This window comes from Pseudomonas sp. KH_027 (assembly GCF_057838565.1).
This window is the reverse complement of sequence record NZ_CM174470.1, coordinates 4,197,722-4,215,665: the sequence shown is the minus strand read 5'-3', so window position 1 is coordinate 4,215,665 and position 17,944 is coordinate 4,197,722. Positions and strand designations below refer to the sequence as shown.

Annotated in this window: 16 protein-coding genes and 2 riboswitches; of the genes, 12 read left to right on the top strand and 4 right to left on the bottom strand. The window is 64.8% G+C overall.

The window, feature by feature from the left end; translation table 11 throughout:
- From ribD to AC3IYG_RS19650, 12 genes are all read left to right on the top strand, one after another.
- A complete protein-coding gene (gene ribD / locus AC3IYG_RS19705) occupies positions 1-1,137 on the top strand; it encodes a bifunctional diaminohydroxyphosphoribosylaminopyrimidine deaminase/5-amino-6-(5-phosphoribosylamino)uracil reductase RibD (RefSeq protein WP_489311195.1) in 1,137 nt (378 codons plus the stop codon).
- A 56-nt stretch (positions 1,138-1,193) separates the two neighbouring features.
- A riboswitch (FMN riboswitch) is annotated at positions 1,194-1,349 on the top strand.
- A gap of 158 nt (positions 1,350-1,507) precedes the next feature.
- Positions 1,508-2,170, top strand: a complete 663-nt coding sequence (locus AC3IYG_RS19700; protein ID WP_489311194.1) for a riboflavin synthase — start codon at positions 1,508-1,510, stop codon at positions 2,168-2,170.
- Positions 2,171-2,186: 16 nt separating this feature from the next.
- Positions 2,187-3,281, top strand: coding sequence for a bifunctional 3,4-dihydroxy-2-butanone-4-phosphate synthase/GTP cyclohydrolase II (gene ribBA, locus AC3IYG_RS19695; RefSeq protein ID WP_489311193.1), 1,095 nt, complete (start codon positions 2,187-2,189; stop codon positions 3,279-3,281).
- Between the two features lie 213 nt (positions 3,282-3,494).
- On the top strand, positions 3,495-3,971 hold the full coding sequence (gene ribH / locus AC3IYG_RS19690; protein WP_472523440.1) for a 6,7-dimethyl-8-ribityllumazine synthase: 477 nt from the start codon (positions 3,495-3,497) through the stop codon (positions 3,969-3,971).
- Positions 3,968-4,465, top strand: a complete 498-nt coding sequence (gene nusB / locus AC3IYG_RS19685) for a transcription antitermination factor NusB (protein WP_489311192.1) — start codon at positions 3,968-3,970, stop codon at positions 4,463-4,465. The genes ribH and nusB overlap by 4 nt, the downstream gene beginning before the upstream one ends.
- Positions 4,466-4,483: 18 nt before the next feature.
- The gene (thiL, locus tag AC3IYG_RS19680; RefSeq protein WP_489332138.1) at positions 4,484-5,446 is read left to right on the top strand and encodes a thiamine-phosphate kinase; all 963 of its coding nucleotides are present in this window, start codon (positions 4,484-4,486) and stop codon (positions 5,444-5,446) included.
- Positions 5,443-5,961: a phosphatidylglycerophosphatase A family protein gene (locus tag AC3IYG_RS19675; RefSeq protein ID WP_489311190.1), complete on the top strand. Its 519-nt coding sequence runs from the start codon at positions 5,443-5,445 to the stop codon at positions 5,959-5,961. Before thiL ends, AC3IYG_RS19675 begins: the two co-directional genes overlap by 4 nt.
- An 11-nt stretch (positions 5,962-5,972) precedes the next feature.
- The gene (locus AC3IYG_RS19670) at positions 5,973-6,698 is read left to right on the top strand and encodes a substrate-binding periplasmic protein (protein WP_489311189.1); all 726 of its coding nucleotides are present in this window, start codon (positions 5,973-5,975) and stop codon (positions 6,696-6,698) included.
- 17 nt (positions 6,699-6,715) lie between these two features.
- Complete coding sequence (locus AC3IYG_RS19665; protein WP_489311188.1) at positions 6,716-7,378, top strand: TIGR02281 family clan AA aspartic protease; 663 nt, start codon at positions 6,716-6,718, stop codon at positions 7,376-7,378.
- A 140-nt stretch (positions 7,379-7,518) separates the two neighbouring features.
- A complete protein-coding gene (ribA, locus tag AC3IYG_RS19660; protein ID WP_489311187.1) occupies positions 7,519-8,139 on the top strand; it encodes a GTP cyclohydrolase II in 621 nt (206 codons plus the stop codon).
- Positions 8,136-8,552, top strand: a complete 417-nt coding sequence (locus tag AC3IYG_RS19655) for an MFS transporter (RefSeq protein WP_489311186.1) — start codon at positions 8,136-8,138, stop codon at positions 8,550-8,552. The genes ribA and AC3IYG_RS19655 overlap by 4 nt, the downstream gene beginning before the upstream one ends.
- Positions 8,552-9,349, top strand: coding sequence for a cobalamin-binding protein (locus AC3IYG_RS19650; protein WP_489311185.1), 798 nt, complete (start codon positions 8,552-8,554; stop codon positions 9,347-9,349). Before AC3IYG_RS19655 ends, AC3IYG_RS19650 begins: the two co-directional genes overlap by 1 nt.
- 23 nt (positions 9,350-9,372) lie before the next feature.
- Here AC3IYG_RS19650 and AC3IYG_RS19645 read toward each other — a convergent pair whose 3' ends face one another.
- From AC3IYG_RS19645 to AC3IYG_RS19630, 4 genes are all read right to left on the bottom strand, one after another.
- Entirely contained in the window at positions 9,373-11,286 is a 1,914-nt protein-coding gene (locus AC3IYG_RS19645; protein WP_489311184.1) for a TonB-dependent receptor domain-containing protein, read from the bottom strand.
- Between the two features lie 103 nt (positions 11,287-11,389).
- Positions 11,390-11,618, bottom strand: a riboswitch (cobalamin riboswitch).
- Between the two features lie 50 nt (positions 11,619-11,668).
- Positions 11,669-13,576 (bottom strand): 1-deoxy-D-xylulose-5-phosphate synthase, encoded by a 1,908-nt coding sequence (gene dxs / locus AC3IYG_RS19640; protein ID WP_489311183.1) that lies wholly within the window; start codon positions 13,574-13,576, stop codon positions 11,669-11,671.
- A gap of 107 nt (positions 13,577-13,683) precedes the next feature.
- A complete protein-coding gene (locus tag AC3IYG_RS19635) occupies positions 13,684-14,637 on the bottom strand; it encodes an alpha/beta fold hydrolase (RefSeq protein ID WP_489311182.1) in 954 nt (317 codons plus the stop codon).
- A 17-nt stretch (positions 14,638-14,654) separates the two neighbouring features.
- A complete protein-coding gene (locus AC3IYG_RS19630; protein WP_489311181.1) occupies positions 14,655-17,939 on the bottom strand; it encodes a carboxyl transferase domain-containing protein in 3,285 nt (1,094 codons plus the stop codon).
- Between the last annotated feature and the right edge of the window lie 5 nt (positions 17,940-17,944).

The window sequence follows — 17,944 nt, the reverse complement described above, 5'->3', positions numbered from 1 at the left end:
ATGCCGACTTCCGAACAGGCGGCTTTCGACCCCGCATTCATGGCGCGCGCCCTGGAACTGGCCCGCAAGGGCCTGTATTCCACCCATCCGAACCCGCGGGTCGGTTGCGTCATCGTGCAGGGCGGGCAGATCGTTGGCGAAGGCTGGCATGCGCGTGCCGGTGAACCGCACGCCGAAGTGCATGCCTTGCGCCAGGCCGGCGCTCGGGCCCGTGGCGCCACCGCCTATGTCACCCTGGAACCCTGCAGCCACCACGGTCGCACGCCGCCCTGCGCTGAGGCCCTGGTGGATGCCGGAGTCGTTCGGGTGGTGGCGGCCATGCAGGACCCTAATCCGCAAGTCTCCGGGCGCGGCTTGCTGCGCTTGATGCAGGCCGGTATCGCGGTGCAGAGCGGCGTGCTGGAAAACGAAGCGCGGGCGCTGAATGCCGGCTTCATCAAGCGCATGGAGCAGGGCCTGCCGTTCGTGCGGGTGAAGCTGGCGATGAGCCTGGATGGGCGCACCGCCATGGCCAGCGGCGAAAGCCAGTGGATCACCGGCCCCGCCGCCCGCGCCGCGGTGCAGCGCCTGCGGGCCCGCGCCAGCGTGGTCATGACCGGGGCCGATACGGTCTTGGCCGATGCCGCGCGCTTGACGGTGCGCCCCGATGAGTTGGGTTTGAATGCGGAATTGACCGCCCTGGCAATCACCCGTCCGCCGCTGCGGGTGCTGGTCGACGGGCGCCTGCGGGTGCCGCTGACGGCGCCGTTCTACCAGGCCGGTGCAGCCTTGGTGGCGACCTGCGCGGCGGCCGCGGCGCGTGATCGCTTCCTCGAAGAAGGCCACGAACTGCTGGCGATACCGGGCAGCGATGGCCATGTCGACCTGCGCAAGCTGCTCACCGAGCTGGCGGCGCGTGGCGCCAACGAAGTGCTGGTGGAGGCTGGCCCGCGCTTGGCCGGGGCGTTCGCCCGGCAAGGGTTGGTGGATGAATACCAGTTGTTCGTTGCCGCCAAGTTTCTCGGCTCCAGTGCGCGGCCGCTGCTGGATCTGCCCTTGGCGCGGATGGCCGAGGCGACGCCGTTGAAAATCACCGAGATGCGTGCGGTCGGTGACGACTGGCGGATCATCGCCGTGCCGCAGGGTAAAACGGTCTAGGGATGCGCGAAGCCCGCGACTGTGGTAAAAACGCCACCCAGCCATGCAGATGGCTGTAACGTTCTCAGGGCGGGGTGCGATTCCCCACCGGCGGTAATGGCGCGCAATGCGTCTAGCCCGCGAGCGCTTGCCGGGTCAACGCCTGGCAAGGTCAGCAGACCCGGTGTGATTCCGGGGCCGACGGTCATAGTCCGGATAAAGAGAGAGCGGGATTGCCTGCCTGGGCGCCGTTTCTGTGCGCTTGCGAAATCCCCTTCGATCCGACACGCCCTGTTTTTCATAAACAGGAGTTCGTAGTGATGTCTTATTCTGTGCAAATGGTCCGCGCCGCGCTGGCGCAGCGTGGCCTGAAGCCGACCGCGGAGGTCTCATGTTCACCGGCATAATCGAAGCCCTCGGCACCATCCGCGCGCTCAGCCCGAAAGGCGGCGATGTGCGCGTCTATGTCGAGACCGGCAAGCTGGATCTGGGCGACGTCAAACTCGGTGACAGCATTGCGGTGAACGGCGTGTGCCTGACGGCGGTGGAGCTGCCGGGCGATGGCTTCTGGGCCGATGTCAGCCGCGAAACCCTGGCCTGCAGCGCGTTCATCGACCTCAAGGCTGGCAGCAAGGTCAACCTGGAAAAGGCCTTGACCCCGAGTAGCCGCCTGGGTGGCCATCTGGTCAGCGGGCATGTCGATGGCGTCGGCGAAGTCGTGTCCCGCGAGGACAACGCTCGCGCCGTGCAGTTTCGTATTCGCGCGCCGCGCGAGCTGGCCAAGTACATCGCGCTCAAGGGCTCGATCACCGTCGACGGCACCAGCCTGACGGTGAACGGCGTGAATGGCGCCGAGTTCGAACTGACCATCGTGCCGCACACCCTGGGTGAAACCATCATGGCCGACTACCGGCCCGGGCGGCAGGTCAACCTCGAAGTGGATCTGCTGGCGCGTTACCTGGAGCGCCTGCTGCTCGGCGACAAGGCCGCAGAACCCAAGGCCTCTGGCCTGACCGAAAGCTTCCTGGCCGAAAACGGCTACCTCAAACATTGAATCGAAGGGACGCCCCATGGCTCTCAATAGCATTGAAGAACTGGTCGAAGACATCCGTCAGGGCAAGATGGTCATCCTCATGGATGACGAGGATCGCGAGAACGAAGGCGATCTGATCATCGCCTCCGAGTGCGTCAAGGCGGAACACATCAATTTCATGGCCAAGCACGCGCGCGGTTTGATCTGCATGCCGATGAGCCGCGAGCGCTGCGAGTTGCTCAAATTGCCGTTGATGGCGCCACGCAATGGTTCGGGTTTCGGTACCAAGTTCACTGTTTCCATCGAAGCGGCCGAAGGGGTGACCACCGGGATTTCCGCTGCCGACCGCGCGCGCACCGTGCAAGCCGCTGCGGCGCCGGGCGCCAAAGCCGATGACATCGTCAGCCCCGGGCATATCTTCCCGTTGATGGCGCAGCCGGGCGGCGTGCTGGCGCGTGCCGGGCACACCGAGGCGGCCTGTGACCTGGCGCGGATGGGCGGTTTCGAGCCGTCCGGGGTGATCTGCGAAATCATGAACGACGACGGCACCATGTCCCGGCGCGCCGAGCTCGAGGCGTTCGCCGCTGAGCACGGGATCAAGATCGGCACCATCGCCGACCTGATTCACTACCGCCTGATCCACGAACGCACCGTTGAGCGCATCGCCGAGCAGCCGCTGGACAGCGAACTGGGGCACTTCAACTTGGTCACCTACCGTGACTCGGTGGAAAACGATGTGCACATGGCGCTGACCCTGGGCAAGATCTGCCCGGAAGAGCCGACCCTGGTGCGGGTGCACAACATGGAGCCGCTGCGCGACCTGTTCATGGTCAAGCAACCGGGCCGCTGGAGCCTGCGGGCCGCCATGGCCAAGGTGGCGGAAGCCGGCAGCGGCGTGGTGCTGCTGTTGGGTAATCCGCTGACCGGCCCGGACTTGCTGGCGCACCTGGAGCGGCAGTTGGGCGGCGAGCAGAAGATCACCAGCCCGACCACCTACAGCACCGTGGGGGCCGGTTCGCAGATTCTGCGCGACCTCGGCGTGCGCAAGATGCGCTTGATGAGTTCGCCGATGAAGTTCAACGCGATATCCGGTTTCGACCTGGAGGTAGTAGAATATCTGCCCTCTGAATAAAGGCCGCGTGAAAATTACTGCGCATCGGTGATGCTGCGTTAAAAACAGGCTCGGAATGCTCATTGACTGCAGTCAACGCCGCTTCCTCGCCTGTTTTTGCCTTGCCTGACCTTCGCTCGCACGTTTCACACAGCCTGTTAACAGCCCGATGGGACGCGGATTCGCGCCCAGGTTTTTTCAATATAGATTTGCTCTTTCACGACGAGAACGCCCATGACCCTGAAGACCATCGAAGGTACTTTCATCGCCCCCAAAGGCCGCTATGCCCTGGTGGTCGGCCGCTTCAACAGTTTCGTGGTTGAGAGCCTGGTGAGCGGCGCTGTCGACGCGCTGGTGCGTCACGGCGTAAGCGAAAACGACATCACCATCATCCGCGCGCCGGGTGCCTTCGAGATTCCACTGGTTGCCCAGAAAGTCGCCCAGCGCAGCGAGTACGCAGCGATCATCGCCTTGGGCGCGGTCATTCGTGGCGGCACCCCGCACTTCGAATACGTTGCCGGTGAATGCACCAAGGGCCTGGCCCAAGTGTCCATGGAGTTCGGCGTGCCGGTGGCATTCGGCGTCTTGACCGTCGATTCCATTGAGCAGGCCATCGAGCGTTCCGGCACCAAGGCCGGCAACAAAGGCGCTGAAGCCGCGCTCTCCGCTCTGGAAATGGTCAGCCTGCTGGCGCAGTTGGAGGCCAAGTGATTAACGACGAAGACGACACCTTCAACCCGCCCGCCGAAAAAGGCCCGAACGCGCCCACCGGCAAGATCGCCGCGCGCCGGCTGGCCCGCAGCCTGGCCATGCAGGCGCTGTATCAGTGGCATCTGGCCGGTCAGGCGATCAATGAAATCGAGGCGCAGTTTCGCGTCGATAACGATTTCAGTTCGGTCGATGGTGCGTATTTCCGTGAAATCCTCCACGGCGTACCGGCGCACAAGACCGAAATCGACGAGGCCTTCGCGCCTTGCCTCGATCGTCCGTTGGAGGAACTCGACCCGGTCGAACTGGCGATTCTGCGCCTGTCGACCTTCGAGCTGCTCAAGCGCGTGGACGTACCGTATCGCGTGGTGATCAACGAAGGCATCGAGCTGGCCAAGGTGTTCGGCGCCACCGACGGGCACAAGTTCGTCAATGGCGTGCTGGACAAGTTGGCGCCGCGCCTGCGCGAAGCTGAAGTCCGCGCCAACAAGCGCTGACCGCGCTCAGCCTGCCGCGTGGGTGAATTCGAACTGATCCGCCAGTACTTCGCCGCCGCGCCCTGTGCGCAGGCTGGCGAAGGCGTGGTGCAGGGTATCGGCGATGACTGTTCGCTGCTGGCCGTGCCGGCGGGCGAACAGTTGGCGATCTCCACTGACACCCTGGTTGCCGGGGTGCATTTCCCCGATCCCTGCGATCCTTTCCTCTTGGGCCAACGGGCCCTGGCGGTCGCGGCCAGCGATCTGGCGGCGATGGGCGCCAACCCGGTCGGTTTCACCCTGGCCTTGACCTTGCCGCACGCCGAACCCGCCTGGCTGGAGGGTTTTGCCCGCGGGCTCGACCGCATGGCGCAAGGCTGCGGCCTGACGCTGATCGGTGGCGATACCACGCGCGGCCCGCTGAGTCTGACCCTGACCGTGTTCGGTCGGGTGCCGGCCGGCCAGGCGCTGACGCGCCAGGGTGCCCGGCCTGGCGATCTGCTTTGTGTCGGCGGGCCGCTGGGCGATGCGGCGGCGGCTTTGCCGCTGGTGCTCGGACAGCGGCAGGCCGCAGAGGATGTCGCCACGCCGCTGCTGGCGCGTTACTGGTCGCCGCAGCCGCAGTTCGGCCTGGGGCTGGCCTTGCGCGGCAAGGCCACGGCGGCGCTGGATATTTCCGACGGCCTGTTGGCGGATTGTGGGCATATCGCCGCGGCTTCCGGCGTCGCGTTGCGCATCGAGCGCGACAGGTTGCCGTTGTCGTCAGCGCTGCAGACATGGCTTGATGTGGATGCCGGCTGGCAGTGTGCGCTGAGTGGCGGCGATGACTACATTCTGGCGTTCACCTTGCCGGCAGAGCATCTTTCGGGTTTGCAGGCGGCTTGGCCGATTCATGTGCTCGGGCGCGTCGATGCCGGGTCGGGAGTGCTGCTTGTGGATTCGGCGGGGCAGACCATTGCGCAGGCGGCGCGTGGCTATCAACACTTTGGGGGCAAAGGGTGAGTGATTCAAGCAACGCGCCGGTAAGTGCGGCGCCGCCTTCGGTGTGGCGCAATCCCTGGCATTTCCTCGCCTTCGGCTTCGGCTCCGGCACCCTGCCGAAAGCACCGGGCACCTGGGGTTCATTGGTGGCGCTGCCCTTTATCCCGCTGTGGCAGATGCTGCCGGACTGGGGTTATTGGCTGATGCTCGGGGTCACCATGCTGTTCGGCTTCTGGCTGTGCGGTAAGGTCGCCGATGACTTGCGCGTGCATGATCATGAAGGCATTGTCTGGGACGAAATGGTCGGCATGTGGATCACCCTCTGGCTGGTGCCGGAAGGGTGGCAATGGTTGCTGCTAGGCTTTCTGGTGTTTCGCTTCTTCGACATCATCAAACCCTGGCCGATTCACTGGATCGATCGGCATGTGCATGGCGGCGTCGGCATCATGCTCGATGACGTGTTGGCCGGGGTCTTCGCCTGGCTGGCGATGCAACTGGCGGTCTGGGGCTGGGTCTGGTTCCAGGGCGTAGCCTGAGGGAATGGCTTATGCGTGGCTTGTGGTTAGGACTACTGCTCTGCGCTCAGGGGGTATTTGCGGCGGCGCCTGAGCCCGTTGTGCCCGGTGCGATTCGCCTGGCCAGCGAGGTATGGGTTGGTCATACCGAGGCCGACGGTAAAGGCTTGGCCTGGGACGTGCTGCGTGCGGTGTTCGAGCCCGCCGGGGTCAAGTTGCAGATCCGCAGCGTGCCCTATACCCGTTCGATCGGCCTGGTGCAGCGTGGCGAGGCAGATGCCTGGGTCGGCTCTTACCTGGACGAGATCCAGGAGGGCGTGTTCTACCCGCGCTGGCACTATGACGCCGATCAGATCAGCGCTCTCGGCCGCGCCGACAGCCCGGAGGTCAACCTGAAGACGCTCGGGAGCTTTCGTCTGGCCTGGGTGCGCGGCTATGCCTACCAGAAATATTTGCCGAACTTGACCAACTTCCAGGAAATTTATCGCCGCGACGGTATTCTCTCGATGCTGGCTCAGGAGCACATGGATTTCTATATCGATGCGCGCACCGAGGTGGATGATGTGCTCGGCGAGACGAACGACACGTCGGCCTACCGGATCACCGATCTCACCCGCCTGCCGCTCTACCTGGGTTTTGCCGATACCGCGAGTGGCCACGCGCTAGCCGCGCTGTTCGATCGGCGCATGGGCGAGTTGGTAAGAACTGGCAGCCTGCGCGCGCTGTATGCTCGCTGGCAGCAACCCTATCCCTTTTGATTAAGACGAGTAGCTCGATGCGTCGCCTGAACCTGTTTGGTGCTGTTGTGTTGCTGGCCGTCGCCAATTTGCTTGCTGCCAGTGCGCTCTGGGCCGCGCCGCAGGTGCAGGTGGTCGGCCTGTTTCCGGGTGCGGCGGTGCTGAATGTCGATGGCCAGCGCAAGCTGGTGAAAGTCGGCCAGGCCGGTCCGGGTGGTGTGGTGGTGGTCAGCGCCGACAGCCGGGGTGCGGTACTGCGTGTGGATGGCGTGGAGCGCACCTATAGCCTCAGTCGCGAGTACAGCGCAGGCTTTGCCGTGCCGACCAAAACCCAGTTGAGCATCGCCAAGGGAGTCGGCGGGCATTACTGGGCGGCCGGCTCGGTCGATGGCCATCCGGTGCAGTTTCTCGTCGATACCGGCGCCACCTCGATTGCGCTGAACGATGCTCAGGCCAGACTGCTGGGGATCGATTATCGAGTGGAGGGGCGGCCAACGGTGGTCAGCACCGCGAGCGGCACGGCCAAGGCCTGGCGTATTACCCTCAAGCGGGTCAAGGTCGGTGGCCTGGAAGTGCTCGGCGTCGAGGCCGTGGTGCTGGAGGGGGCGGCACCCACCGAGGCACTGCTGGGCATGAGCTTTCTCAGTCGCGTGAGCTGGCGCGAGGAGCAGGGCGTGCTGGTGCTGGAGTCCAAACTGTAAGCCAGAAGCGTCGCGGTGGTTCTAAAGATCGAACCGATTGATCTTTATGGCCAGCTATTCAGACTGACTCGCCGGCGGATGCTGCTGTTACAATGCCGCCCCTTGCGAATTTACCGCCCTCTCACCTACAGGAGCATCCGGTGCCTGTCGTATTCGTCGCCGCCTCCCAACTGCCCACCCCTTTTGCCGTGTTCACCATGCATGGTTTTCTCGAGGAGGCCACCGGGCGTGAACATGTAGCGCTGACCCTTGGCGACGTGGCCGATGGCGCGCCGGTACTCGGGCGGCTGCACTCCGAGTGCCTGACCGGCGATGCCTTGTTCAGCCTGCGCTGCGATTGCGGTTTTCAGTTGGAGGCCGCCCTGCGCGCCATCGCCAAAGAAGGCCGCGGCGTGCTGCTCTACCTGCGCCAGGAAGGCCGTGGAATTGGCTTGCTGAACAAAATCCGCGCCTATGAATTGCAGGATGGCGGCGCCGATACCGTCGAAGCCAACGAACGCCTGGGTTTTGGTGCCGATCAGCGCGACTATGGTATCTGCCTGCCGATGCTCGAACACTTGGGCATTGGCTCGCTGAAGCTGATGACCAACAATCCGCGCAAGCTGAAAGCCTTGGCCGGCATGGGTATTCCGGTCTCCGAGCGCATGCCGCTGCAGATCGAGCACAATCCGCACAACAAGCACTACCTCGCGACCAAGGCCGGCAAGCTCGGCCACCTGCTGGGCAACCAGCACCAGGGCGAGGCCGAGGAGAACCTGTGACCCGCGCGCAAGTGCGACGGCGGCTGGCGCTGCTCTGGTGGCGCCAGGTCGGCCTGGCTCTGGCGCCGCTGTTCGTGCTCAACCTGTTGTTCGGCACCGGCAAGACGCCCTCGGGGCTGGCGATGCCCTTGTTCATTGCCGGGCTGGCGTCAATGTTCGTCAGTCTGCCGCTGTTCAGTGCCTACAAGCGCGTGCTGATCGCCACCGAAAAAGCCCTGGATACGCCCGCTGAGCCCGCGGCCTGGCTGGAGCTGGAGGATTGCCGGCGGCTGGCGTTTCTCGGTGCCGGCTTGCCGGCCTGGATTGCCGCCATTGCGCTATTCGCCGGCCTGGAGGCGATCCCGCTGATCCTGCTGGCGCTGTCCAGCCTGGTGCTGCTGTACCTTTACCGCATCCCTCGCCAACTCGGCTGATGGCCCGCCTGCTCGCCTGTCTAGTGCTTGTGCTGGCCTGGCCGGCGGTGGCGTACGAGCGGGTGGTCAGCCTGGCGCCGTCCCTGAGTGAACTCATGCTGGAGCTGGATGCCGGCGAGCTGCTGGTCGGCGTGCTGGACGGTGGCGAGCGCCCGGCCGCGCTGGCGCACCTGCCCTCGGTCGGGCGCTATGGCCAACTCGAGCTGGAAAACCTGCTGGCGCTCAAGCCCGACCTGGTGCTGCTCTGGCCGGACAGCATCAGCGCCAGCCAGCGCGAGCAACTCGAGCGCTTTGCTATTCCCATCTATGTGGCCGAACCTCGCGGTCTCGATCAGTTGGCCGAGCAGTTCAGCACGCTCGGCCTGCGCATTGGCCGTGCCGAGCGTGGCCGGCAACTGGCCGCGGACTTCCGTCAGGGGCTCGCCGAGCTGCGCCAGCGCTACCGGCGCGAGCCGCCGTTGCGGGTGTTCTACCAGGTGTGGAACGCGCCGCTGTACACCGTTGGCGGTACGCAGATCATCAGTGCCGCGCTGCAGGTCTGCGGCGCGCAGAATATCTTCAGCGATCTGACTCTGCCGGCACCGCAGGTGAGTGTCGAGGCCGTGCTGGCCCGCGATCCGCAGGTGATCATCGCCGGTAGCGACGCCGAGCTGGCGCAGTGGAAGCGCTGGCCGCAACTCGCCGCGGTGCGCGATGGTCGGTTGTGGACAGTGCCGGACAAAGGCCTGGAGCGCCCCAGCTTCCAGATGCTGGAGGCCACCCGCCAGCTATGCGAGGTGCTGGCGCGAGTGCGCTGAGGCGATAGGGGCGGCCCGATTGCTTACAGGTCTGGTGTCCAGGTGATCCCCAGCAGCAGTGCTCGGCCCTCTTCCTGATAGGCGTAGTTCACTCGCTGGTAGGCATAGAGCGTGCGACTGTAATCCTTGTCCAGGACATTGCTCAGTTTCAGATCCAGCGTCACTTCGTCACTGGCGTGCCAGCTGCTGCGCAGCCCGAGCAGGCCGTAGCCGGAGATACGCTGCAGGTTATCGATGTCATCGTAGCTAGAGCTAACGACCTGCCATGTGGCACCGAAACCATAGGCACCGAGCTGGCGGTCCATATCCAGGTTCAGCGTGCGCCGAGCTTGGCGCGGCAGGGTATGCCCACTTGCCGTGTCGCGTGGGTCGAGCAGGCTGGCATTGACCGAGGTGCGCCAGCCCAACACATCCCGTTCGAGGCTGAGCTCCAGCCCTTGCAGGCGCGCAGTGTTGAGGTTGACCGCGCGGTAGATGAAGTTGACCGGGTCGTAGAGCTCGGTGCTGATCAGGTCGCGTACCTCGTTGCGATAGGCCGCCAGGCTCCAGCGTGTTTGCCAGTGCTCGCCCCGCAGCTGCACCTCGTAGTTGCGTGAATGTTCGGGCTCGAGATCTGGATTGCCGATGTAGCCATTGCCGTCGTCGGGCCAGTACAACTCGTTGAAGGTCGGCGCGCGGAATCCTTCGCTGTAGGAGGCGATCAAGTCGATGGCGGTGTCAGCCAGGGGGACGGTCACCGCCGTATTCCAGCTGTTCTGGTTGCCGAACTGCTGGTTCTGATCATGACGCATACCCAGCTCCGTGGAGAACAACTCGCCCTGGAAGCGGTGTTGGATGAATGCCGCTTGGTTCCAGCGGCTTTGCTGGTCGTAAGGGGTGGAGCTGTGCAGTTGGTCCTCATACCAATCGGCACCGAGCAGCAGGCTGTGGCTGTCGCTCAGTTGCAGGGTGTTTAGCCAGTTCGCAGCGTCGCGATAGGTGTTGAACACGCTGTGTTCATCGCTCAGCTTGTCTTGGCTATGTTGACGATTTTCGCTGTGGCCCAGCTCCAGGCGGCTGTTCCAGGCATCGCTGAGTTGCACATCGACGTAACCGGAAGCGGCGCTCAGCGTGAAGTCGCTGTAAGGCTGCTGTGGAAAACTCTCAAAGGTGGCCATGTCGAAGCGGCCAAATGGGTTGTCGAATTCGTTGCGGCCTCGTTGGTCCAGTACGCTGAGCCCGGTTTCGAGTTCCTCGCTGAATTGGTGGCTGAGGTTGAGGCTCAGCGCCTTGTTGCGATAGGCGTCGTGGTCCGCGTCGGAGTCGAAGGAGAGCCCTGTGCGGTCGATGCCAGCGGTTTCGTCGAGGCTGGTGTTGAGGCTGAAGCGGGTCTGTTGATCGCCACCGCTAAGCCCAAGGCTGCGTTCCCAGGTGTTGTTGCTGCCAGCACCCAGATGCAGGCGCGGCTGCAGGCCTTGCTCGCCGCGGCGGGTAAAAATCTGGATCACCCCGCCAATGGCGTCGCTGCCATACAGCGCGGAGCGTGAGCCGCGCACAACTTCCACACGTTCGATCTGCTCAACGCTGAGGTATTGCAGGCTGGCACCACCATCGGATGCCGAGCCGATGCGTTGACCATCTACCAGCACCAGGCTTTGTGTATTGCTCGTGCCACGGATAAAGACTGAGGCATTGCTGCCGCGCCCGCCGTTCTGCACGACTTGCACGCCGGGTGCGCGGGCCAGAAGCTCAGTGACCGAACTGGGTTGCAGGCGATCAATATCTTCGCGGGTGAAAACGCTGGTTGCCGCAGTGGTGTCGGCCAGCGGTTCGGGCACGCGCCCGGAGGTGATCACCATGGCCGGGAGTTTCAGCGTATCGCTAGGTTTGCTGGGGGCATCGGCCTGACTGAGCGGTGGCAGGAACACTGCAGCCAGGGCGAAACGGGACAACTTCATCGATCAATCCTCAAAAGAGCGGAATACTTTTGAGAAGGGCAGGGACAAGCGCGGGAGCCGGGCAAAGGGCCGTCGGCGCTTGACGGTGATGCCCTCCGCAACACCAGTCGAATCCGCACAGGCCGGTCTCCGGGCTCTCGACTGGAAGAAGGCTCTTCCCGACCCGAGCGCCTTCCCAGGAAAACCCAGTGGCATTGATCGGGCTAGCAGCGCGTGGGCTGCGGTCGATTACCGTTGCGGGGGCAGCGCCGGGATGGCTCGTGAGACGAGCGCACCGGCTTCCCGTTTAACGTTGTTCGTACGAACAGCGCACCTTGGCGGAAAATAGAACGCGCGCACCTTAGTGCGCGCGGGGTATGGATTCAAGCGAAAGCTGAGAGGCTTAGCTTGAGCCGCGCTCAAGTTGCGCCAGACGCATGCGTACCGAGGCTTCGATGCCGGCGGCATCCAGGCCGCATTCGGCGAGCATGGCCGCCGGTTTGGCGTGCTCGACGTAATAATCGGGCAAGCCCAGGTGCAGGATTGGCGTGAGCAGGTTCTCGCGGGCGAGGAATTCGCTGACGGCGGAACCGGCGCCGCCCATCACCGAGTTCTCCTCGATGCTCACCAGCAGTTCGTGGCTGGCCGCCAGTTGGCGCACCAGGGCTTCGTCCAGCGGTTTGACGAAGCGCATGTCGACCACCGTGGCATCCAGGTTGGCGCCGACCATCAGGGCGTCGGCCAACTGCACGCCGAACGCCAGCAAAGCAACTTTTTGCCCTTGGCGACGAACTACCCCTTTGCCAATTTCCACCGGCACCAGCGCCTGTTCGATCACGGCATTCGGGCCGCTACCGCGGGGGTAACGCACGGCCGCCGGGCCATTGAACAGGTAGCCGGTGGTGAGCATCTTGCGCAGTTCGTTCTCGTCGCTCGGGGTCATCACCAGGATGCCGGGGATGCAGCGCAGGTAGGAGAGGTCGAAGCTGCCGGCGTGGGTCGGGCCGTCTTCGCCGACCAGGCCGGCGCGGTCGATGGCGAACAGCACGTCGAGGTGCTGCACGGCAACATCGTGAATCAGTTGGTCATAGCCGCGCTGGAGGAAGGTCGAATAGATCGCCACCACCGGCTTGGCGCCTTCGCAGGCCATGCCGGCGGCGAGGGTGACGGCGTGCTGCTCGGCAATCGCCACATCGAAGTAGCGCTGTGGGAAGCGCTCGCTGAAGGTCACCAGATCCGAGCCTTCCTTCATCGCCGGGGTGATGCCGGTGAGGCGCGGGTCGGTCTCGGCCATGTCGCACAGCCACTGGCCGAACACGGCGGAATATTTCGGCCCGCTGGCCTGCTTGGGCGCCGAGACGGGCGGGTTGATCGGCTCCAGCTTGGTGATGGCGTGATAGCCGATCGGGTCCAGCTCGGCCGGGGCGAAGCCCTTGCCCTTTTTGGTGATCACATGCAGGAACTGCGGGCCTTCCAGGTCGCGCATATTGCGCAGCGTGGTGATCAAGGTCGGCAGGTCGTGGCCGTCGATCGGGCCGATGTAGTTCCAGCCCAGTTCCTCGAACAGGGTGCCGGGCACCAGCATGCCTTTGGCGTGTTCTTCGGTCTTGCGTGCAATCTCCCAGGCGCCGGGCAGGCGTGACAGCACTTTCTTGCTGCCCTCGCGCATGCTCGCGTAGGTGCGGCTGGAGAGGAGCTTTGCCAGGTAATTGGACAGACCGCCGACATTGCGCGAGATCGACATGTCGTTGTCGTTGAGCACCACCAGCATGTTGGCCTTGACGTCCGAGGCGTGGTTCAGCGCTTCGAAGGCCATGCCCGCGGTCAGCGCGCCGTCACCGATGACGGCCACCGATTTGCGTTTGCTGCCCTGCAACTGAGCGGCGATGGCCATGCCCAGCGCGGCGCTGATCGAGGTGCTGGAGTGGCCGACGCCGAAGGTGTCGTACGCGCTCTCGCTGCGCCGGGGGAAGGCGGCGATGCCGTCCTTCTGCCGCAGCGTGGTCATCTGCTGGCGGCGGCCGGTGAGGATCTTGTGCGGGTAGGCCTGATGGCCGACATCCCAGACCAGGCGGTCTTCCGGAGTATCGAAAACGTAGTGCAGGGCGATGGTCAGCTCGACCACGCCGAGGCCGGCACCGAAATGCCCGCCGGTCTGCCCGACGGTGTAGAGCAGTTCTTGGCGCAGTTCGTCGGCGAGCGTTTCCAGCTCCGCCTCGCCCAGGCGACGCAGCCCGGCCGGCGTCTCTGCGGTGTCGAGCAGCGGCGTTGCGGGGCGTTCGCGGGGGATCTCGTGAAACGTCGTGGGCATCAGGCAGATCGTTATAGGTATAAAAGATGCGGCAGTTTACCTGATGCGCGACAAGCTGCCCAAGCGGGGTGATCGACAGACGCTGCGGTTACCGTTGCAGCGCCTTTTCAGGCTGGATAGTGGCGGCTGAGGAAGTCCAGCAACAGGCTGTTTACCGGCGCGGCTTGTTCGCTCTGAATCCAGTGGCCGCAGTCTGCCAGCACATGCTGCTCGAGGTTCGGCACCAGATCGACCATGCGCTTGAGGGTGTAAGCCTCCAGTTTGCCGACCGGGTCGTCTTCGCCGAGCAGGAACAGTGTGGGTTGCTGCACCTCGAGCCCGGCGAGTGATTCGGTGCTTTGCCAGTTGTGGGTGAAATTGCGGTACCAGTTCAAGGGCCCGCGAAAGCCGCGTTCGGCGAAGGTACTCAGGTACACGGCGAAGTCCGCTTCGCTGCACCAGGCGGGAAACGCTTGTGGTTCGGGCAGGCCGTCGAGCAGGCGGGCGTCGGCCGGTTGGTCCCGTAGCAGGGTCTCGCCCAGGCCGCCGAGCAGCAGGCGCAGGCTGCGTTCGATGTTCGCATCGAGCTCGGCTTCGGCCACCCCCGGCTCCTGAAAGTACAGGATGTAGTTGAATCGGCCGGCGTTGGCCTCGCGCATGATATCGATGGCCGGGCGCTTGGGGCGGCCACCGAAAGGCACCGACATGGCGCCCAGCACCTTGACGCGTTGCGGTTCGAGCAGGCCCAGGTGCCAGGCCAGCGGTGCGCCCCAGTCATGACCGACGACACAGGCTTGATCCTGGCCAAGAGCATCCATGGCGGCCTGGATATCCGCGCACAGGGTCAACAGCGCATAAGCTTGCGGCTCGTTGGGGGCGCTGCTCTGGCCATAGCCGCGCATCTCCGGCGCGTATACCCGGTAGCCGGCCAGCGCCAGGGCGGTGATCTGTTTGCGCCATGAGTACCAGCACTCGGGGAAACCGTGCAGCAGCCACACTGGGCGCCCCTGCTCGGGGCCTGCGCTATACAGGCTCAAGGTGATGCCGTTGACGGTCAGCAACTGATGTTCGAATGCGTGCATGTAAAACTCCTCCGGGCTTACCAGGTATCGACGAACGGCCGCTTCTTGCCTTCACGCTTGGCCGGCCGTGGCGCGGCATTGAGACCGCGCAGCAACCAGCTACGGGTTTCCAGCGGATCGATCACCGCGTCGATTTCCAGAAAGCTGGCCATATTGATGCCCTTGCCGCTCTCGTAGGCCTTGGCGACCAGCTTGTCGAACAGCTGCTGGCGCGCCGCCGGGTCTTCCTGGGCCGCCAGCTCCTTGGCAAAGCCCAGGCGCACCGCACCCTCCAGACCCATGGCACCGAACTCGGCACTGGGCCAGGCGATGGTGAACAGCGGCGAATGGAAACTGCCGGCCGCCATGGCCTGGGCGCCGAGACCGTAGCCCTTGCGCAGCACCACGGTGAAGAACGGCACGCTCAGGCTGGCGGCGGCGACGAACATGCGCGACACGTGGCGCACCGTGGCCTGCTTTTCCGCCTCCGGGCCGACCATGAAGCCGGGGGTATCGCAGAGCGACAGCAGCGGGATATCGAAGGCATCGCACAGCTGCATGAAGCGCGCGGCTTTGTCGCCGGCCACCGCATCGATGGCGCCGCCCAGGTGCGCGGGGTTGTTGGCGAGCAGGCCGAACGGCTGGCCCTCGATACGGATAAAAGCCGTGATCAGCCCCGGCGCGAACTGGCGGCGCAGCTCCAGCACGCTGCCGCTGTCGGCCAGGGTTTCGATCACTTGACGAATGTCATACACACGCAGGCGGTTTTCCGGAATCAACTGGCGCAGCTCGCGCTGGTCGGCGCACTGCCAGTCCGTCAGCGGGCCCTGGAAGTAGCTCAGGTATTGCTTGGCCACGCGCACGGCGGCGGCTTCGTCCGCCACCTGCACATCGATCACGCCATTGGGGCCTTGCACGCTGATCGGGCCGACCTGTTCCGGGGTGAAGCTGCCAAGGCCACCGCCTTCGATCATCGCCGGGCCGGCCATGCCGATGCTGGCGTTCTCGGTGGCGATGATCACGTCGCAGCAGCCGAGCAGGGCGGCGTTGCCGGCGAAGCAGCGCCCGGACACTACGCCCACCAGCGGCACCAGGCCGGAGAGCTTGGCCATGCCGATAAAGGTGTGGCAATCCAGCCCGGCGACGCCGACGAAATCGCTGTCGCCGGGGCGGCCACCGCCACCCTCGGCAAACAGCACCAGCGGCAGGCGCCATTGTTCGGCCAGCTGCAGCATGCGGTCGGTTTTCTTGTGGTTCATCACGCCCTGGGTGCCGGCGAATACCGTGTAGTCGTAACCGATGGCCATGCAGCGGGCCTGCTCGGCGCCGAATTGTGCGGCGTTGACCGTGCCGATACCGCTGATCAATCCATCGGCGGGGCTTTGCTGGATCAGCTCCTCCACCGAGTTACGCCGTCTGCGCGCAGCGAGCGCGAGGGCACCGTATTCGATAAAGCTGCCGTCATCCAGCAGGTCGGCGAGGTTTTCGCGGGTGCTGCGTTGGCCGGTCTTGCGTCGCTTGGCCAGCGCGTCCGGGCGGCGTTCGTCGCGGGTCAGGGCGTTGCGTTCGAGCACTTGCGCGAGGTCGGCGCGGATGTAGTCGAGGTCGATGCTTTCCTCGTTCTGCTCGGCGTAATGGCTGACCTCGGTCGGCTCGATAAATAGCAGAGGCTGGCCGGCGAGCAGGCTGGCCCCGGGGTTGGCCACCAGTGCGCGGACGATGCCGCTGTGGCTCGCCTTGACCACGAACTCCATCTTCATCGCTTCGAGCACGGCGATGCTCTGGCCGACAGCCACGCTGGCGCCAGGTTGTACCTCGAGGCTGATCAGCACGCCGGCAGTCGGCGCTTCCAGGGCCAGGCAGCCGATGGGTGCCTGCACGACGTGCAGGCTGTTTTGCGTTGTCGCGCCGGCTTGCGGGAAGAACAGGTGGGGGTGAGCCTGTTCTTGCGCGGCCAGCAGCGGGCCGATCTGTTCCTCGACGAAACGGGTGGTGACGTCGTTGCAGGCGAGCTGCGGTTGGCGCAGCAGGTTTTGCAGAAAGTGGATATTGCTCGCCACCCCTTCCAGACGGAACTCGCAGAGGGCGCGGTAGGCGCGGCGCAGCACGCCGGGGAAGTCATCGGTGGCGTGGACGATCAGTTTGGCCAGCAGCGAGTCATAGCTGCTGCTGGCGGCGTAGCCGGCATAACCGCAGCCATCGACACGGATGCCCGCGCCGCTGGGCGGCTCGTAGGCACTGAGCACGCCGGCTGCCGGTTGCACGCTGCCGTCGGCGGCCATGCTTTCCAGGTTGATCCGCAGTTGCACGGCAAAGCCACGCGGTGCGGGAATCTGCCCTTGTTGCAGGCCCAGTTCGGCGAGGCTGGCGCCAGCGGCGACGCGCAGTTGCGCCTGCACCAGGTCGATGCCGGTCACTGCCTCGGTCACCGTGTGCTCGACCTGCAGGCGCGGGTTGGCTTCCATGAAGACGAAGTCGCCGTTGTCCGCGTCGACGAGAAACTCGAAGGTGCCCAGCGTCTGGTAGTTGACGGCCGCCGCCAGTTGCAACGCGGCCTGGAGGATGGCATCGCGCAGCGCCGTGGGCAGGTTGGGGCTGGGGGCTATTTCCACCAGCTTCTGGTTGCGCCGTTGCAGGGTGCAGTCGCGTTCCCACAGGTGGCTGACTTCCTGACCATCGCCAATGACCTGCACTTCGATGTGCCGGGCATTGCGGATCAGCCGTTCGACATACAGGTCACCCTTGCCGAACGCCGCCGTGGCTTCCGACTGGCAGCGCGCATAGGCTTCGGCCACTTCCTCGGCGCTATGTACCGCGCGCATACCACGCCCGCCACCGCCGGCCAGCGCTTTGATCATCATCGCGCCGCCAGTGCCGAGATCCCTGAAGAAGGCCTGGGCTTCGGCCAGACTGGTCGGTTGGTTAGTCCCGGCGGCCAGCGGCACGCCACAGCACAGGGCCAGGGCGCGGGCCTGGGTTTTGTCACCGAACTGCTCCAGCACGCTGGCGCTCGGGCCGACGAAGCACAGGCCGGCGGCCTGGCAGCGGCGGGCGAACTCGGCGTTTTCGGCGAGGAAACCATAGCCGGGGTGTACCGCATCGCAACCCTGGGCCAGGGCGGCGGCGATCAGCTGGTCCATGTCCAGGTAGGCGCGAACCCCGCGACCGCGCAGCGCGACAGCCACGTCGGACTTGCGGCAGTGCAATGCGCTCGCGTCGTCTTCGGCGTAGACCGCCACACTGCGGATATTCAACTCAGCGGCGGCGCGGGCGATGCGGATGGCGATTTCGCCGCGGTTGGCAATCAGCAGGGCTTGGAACATGGCTC

Excerpts from the sequence above, each read along its gene's own strand:
- ribD (WP_489311195.1), top strand. The coding sequence starts at position 1 with ATGCCGACTTCCGAACAGGCGGCTTTCGACCCCGCATTCATGGCGCGC.
- AC3IYG_RS19700 (WP_489311194.1), top strand. The coding sequence starts at position 1,508 with ATGTTCACCGGCATAATCGAAGCCCTCGGCACCATCCGCGCGCTCAGC.
- ribBA (WP_489311193.1), top strand. The coding sequence starts at position 2,187 with ATGGCTCTCAATAGCATTGAAGAACTGGTCGAAGACATCCGTCAGGGC.
- ribH (WP_472523440.1), top strand. The coding sequence starts at position 3,495 with ATGACCCTGAAGACCATCGAAGGTACTTTCATCGCCCCCAAAGGCCGC.
- AC3IYG_RS19670 (WP_489311189.1), top strand. The coding sequence starts at position 5,973 with ATGCGTGGCTTGTGGTTAGGACTACTGCTCTGCGCTCAGGGGGTATTT.
- AC3IYG_RS19665 (WP_489311188.1), top strand. The coding sequence starts at position 6,716 with ATGCGTCGCCTGAACCTGTTTGGTGCTGTTGTGTTGCTGGCCGTCGCC.
- AC3IYG_RS19650 (WP_489311185.1), top strand. The coding sequence starts at position 8,552 with ATGGCCCGCCTGCTCGCCTGTCTAGTGCTTGTGCTGGCCTGGCCGGCG.
- AC3IYG_RS19645 (WP_489311184.1), bottom strand. The coding sequence starts at position 11,286 with ATGAAGTTGTCCCGTTTCGCCCTGGCTGCAGTGTTCCTGCCACCGCTC.
- dxs (WP_489311183.1), bottom strand. The coding sequence starts at position 13,576 with ATGCCCACGACGTTTCACGAGATCCCCCGCGAACGCCCCGCAACGCCG.
- AC3IYG_RS19635 (WP_489311182.1), bottom strand. The coding sequence starts at position 14,637 with ATGCACGCATTCGAACATCAGTTGCTGACCGTCAACGGCATCACCTTG.
- AC3IYG_RS19630 (WP_489311181.1), bottom strand. The coding sequence starts at position 17,939 with ATGTTCCAAGCCCTGCTGATTGCCAACCGCGGCGAAATCGCCATCCGC.